This is a genomic window from Methanobacterium sp. (assembly GCA_012838205.1).
Lineage (GTDB): Archaea > Methanobacteriota > Methanobacteria > Methanobacteriales > Methanobacteriaceae > Methanobacterium.
The window spans coordinates 1-2,880 of record DUPR01000028.1; the positions used below are offsets into that span (position 1 = coordinate 1).

At 38.4% G+C, this 2,880-nt stretch carries 2 protein-coding genes and 2 pseudogenes; all 4 read left to right on the top strand.

The features are described 5' to 3' along the window. Positions 1 to 125: pseudogene (locus tag GXZ72_04430) on the top strand (transposase). 107 nt (positions 126 to 232) lie between these two features. Next, positions 233 to 1,816: an IS21 family transposase gene (locus GXZ72_04435; GenBank protein HHT18786.1), complete on the top strand. Its 1,584-nt coding sequence runs from the start codon at positions 233 to 235 to the stop codon at positions 1,814 to 1,816. After that, positions 1,813 to 2,580, top strand: coding sequence for an ATP-binding protein (locus GXZ72_04440; protein ID HHT18787.1), 768 nt, complete (start codon positions 1,813 to 1,815; stop codon positions 2,578 to 2,580). Before GXZ72_04435 ends, GXZ72_04440 begins: the two co-directional genes overlap by 4 nt. A 67-nt stretch (positions 2,581 to 2,647) precedes the next feature. Then, positions 2,648 to 2,880, top strand: a pseudogene (locus GXZ72_04445) (hypothetical protein).

Genomic DNA, 2,880 nt, shown 5'->3' on the forward strand with positions numbered 1-2,880 from the left:
ATGAAGAAATCATCCAGATCTACGGTAAACGCTGGAACATAGAAGTGTTCTTTAAAACTACTAAATCATTTTTGAACCTGGCCAAGGAGTTCCAGGGAAGATCTTATGATTCCATGGTGGCTCATACTGTTTATGCTAATCTAAAACTACCCCAGAATAATAATTGAAAAGTCCCCCGTGATAAAATAGACTTTCCTATGTGTCTAAAAGATATATAGGAGGTTCTGGGGAGATGATCAGCTTGGAGGAGAAACAGCAAATAATATTACGTCATTATCATGATGGGGAGTCCCAGCGAAAAATACATGAGGAAACAGGGATATCCAGAAAGACGATCAGAAAATATATTAGGAACTATGAACAAGCCAAAAGAGAACTTCTTGAAAGTCATAGTGGCTGCCATAGCGATTTAGTAGCAGATATTATGGAAAAACCCCAATATGATTCCAGTAAACGCAAGAAGGTGAAACTAACCGAGGAATTGATGGCCCGGATAGAATTTTATGTAAAGGAGAACGAAACCAAAAGAGCCGAAGGGAAAGCCAAACAGCAGAAGAAAAAAATTGATATATATGAGGAGTTGATTAATGAAGGTTTCGATATTAGTTATCCATCCGTATGTAATGCAGTAAGAGGGCTGTATCAAAAAAACAAGGAGGCGTATATAAAACAAGAATACCAATTAGGCGAGCAATGTGAATTTGATTGGGGTGATGTTAAATTAAAAATAGCAGGTAAAAACAGGATTCTGCAAATGTCAGCTTTCACAAGCGCCAAAGGTAATTATCGATACTCCAAGCTTTTCTACAATCAGAAAACCGAGAGTTTTTTAGAAGCTCATTCGCAGTTTTTCGAAAATATACAAGGTGTTTACCACACCATGGTCTATGACAACATGAAAGTAGCGGTTAAAAGATTTGTCGGGCCAAGCGAAAAGGAACCCACTGAAGCACTACTAAAATTATCTCTGTATTACGGCTTCAAGTTCAGGTTTTGTAATACTTGTGCCGGGTGGGAAAAGGGCCATGTAGAAAGAAGTGTGGAGTACGTAAGGAGAAAAGCCTTTAGTCGCAGAGATGAATTTGCTTCTTTAGAAGAAGCTCAGGAGTATTTGGATAGTGTGGTGAATGCACTAAATCAAAAAAGCCAGGCGCATAAAGCAGGTAAGAGCGCGCTGGAAATATTAAACGAAGAACGGCCATATTTGTTGCCTGCAATGCCCCAATATGATGCTGCGCGGATTCAGGAACCAAGAGCAGATAAATACTCCACCATTTGTGTGGATAACTGCCATTACTCTGTTCCTGACACATATGTGGGTAAATTTATCTTTACTAAAGTATATACATCGCAGATCCATTGTTACCATAACGGCGAGAAAATAGCTCAGCATGAAAGAAAATATGGACATAACGAATGGAGCATAAAAATAGAACACTATTTAAAAACACTTAAAAAAAAGCCCGGTGCACTTGCAGGAAGTACTGCCCTCCAGCAAGCTCAACCAGAGCTACAAAAAATATACCATAGTTATTATACCGGAAAGGAAAAGGAATTTATACAATTACTTGAACTTATCGGAGAAAAGGGGTTATCAGCAGTAACTAACGCAATAAGTCTATTACAAAGAGTTAGTCCTACAGACATAAGTACTGAGAAGATAACTGCTATTTGTAACCGCAGCGCTGCAATTGAGCCTAATGTATCAGCGAAGATAGTAACTGATATAGAAACAAAGTCCAGAGATATCCTTAAATCCTATGGGTTGCTATTGATATCTACAGGTGAAGAATTTAAGGAGGTATCGATAGCATGACCACAAAGAAGGAAATGACCAGGTTGATAACGGAGTATTGTAAAGCCCTTAGGTTGCCTTCTACTCGGCGCTTATTCGAAACAGAGATTGCTGAAGCTAACCTGCGTGATATTTCTTATGAAGAATTCTTATTTAATCTTCTTCAAAAAGAAAATGACCTGAGATATGAGAATGGCAGGAAAAACCGGATTAGATTGGCTAACTTTCCCTGTAAAAAATATTTAGAAGATCTGTCCGTAGAATATTTGCCGGAAGATGCCCGTAAAAAACTGAAAACATTAAGTTCATTGGAATTTATTAAGACTGGTCAAAACGTGATACTGGCAGGTAACCCAGGTACGGGGAAGTCCCATATTGCCATAGGTTTGGGAATTAAGGCTTGTATGGAAGGTTACAAAGTGCTTTTCACAACTGTTCCGCTATTGATAAATCAGCTCAAAGAGAGCCGCTCAGCAAAGACTTTAAGGGCTTATGAAAACAAGTTTGAGAAATATGATCTAGTTATTGCGGACGAATTAGGATACATATCTTTTGATAAGGAGGGATCTGAACTTCTATTTACGCACCTATCATTACGAGCTGGCAGAAAATCAACCATAATTACTACTAATCTTTCTTTCGAAAGATGGGATGAAATATTTATGGATCCGGTGATGACTGCTGCCATGATTGACCGGCTTACACATAAGTCCTATATGATTAACATGAATGGAAATTCCTACCGTTTAAAGGAAACTCAAGATTGGCTTAATTCTCAAAAGTAATATTTTTTTATTAAATGTGGGGTACTTTTCGTTTATTATATGGGGGATTTTTCGGTTGACAAAAACATCATTCTTGACAATTCATCAATCGAAGGGGATGGAGTTCCCGATTGTATTTGTAGACTCCTTGGGAAACATTCCGCGAAAGGCTTATAAAGACATTATGCAAGTCGTGGAAGATGAGTATTACAAACGCCCCGCGTTTGAGCCGTATGACCAGACTAAATTCTTTGACTTCTGGCGGCTTTACTATACTGCATTTTCGCGCGCTCAAGACCTTCTTGTGCTTACTTGCAATGA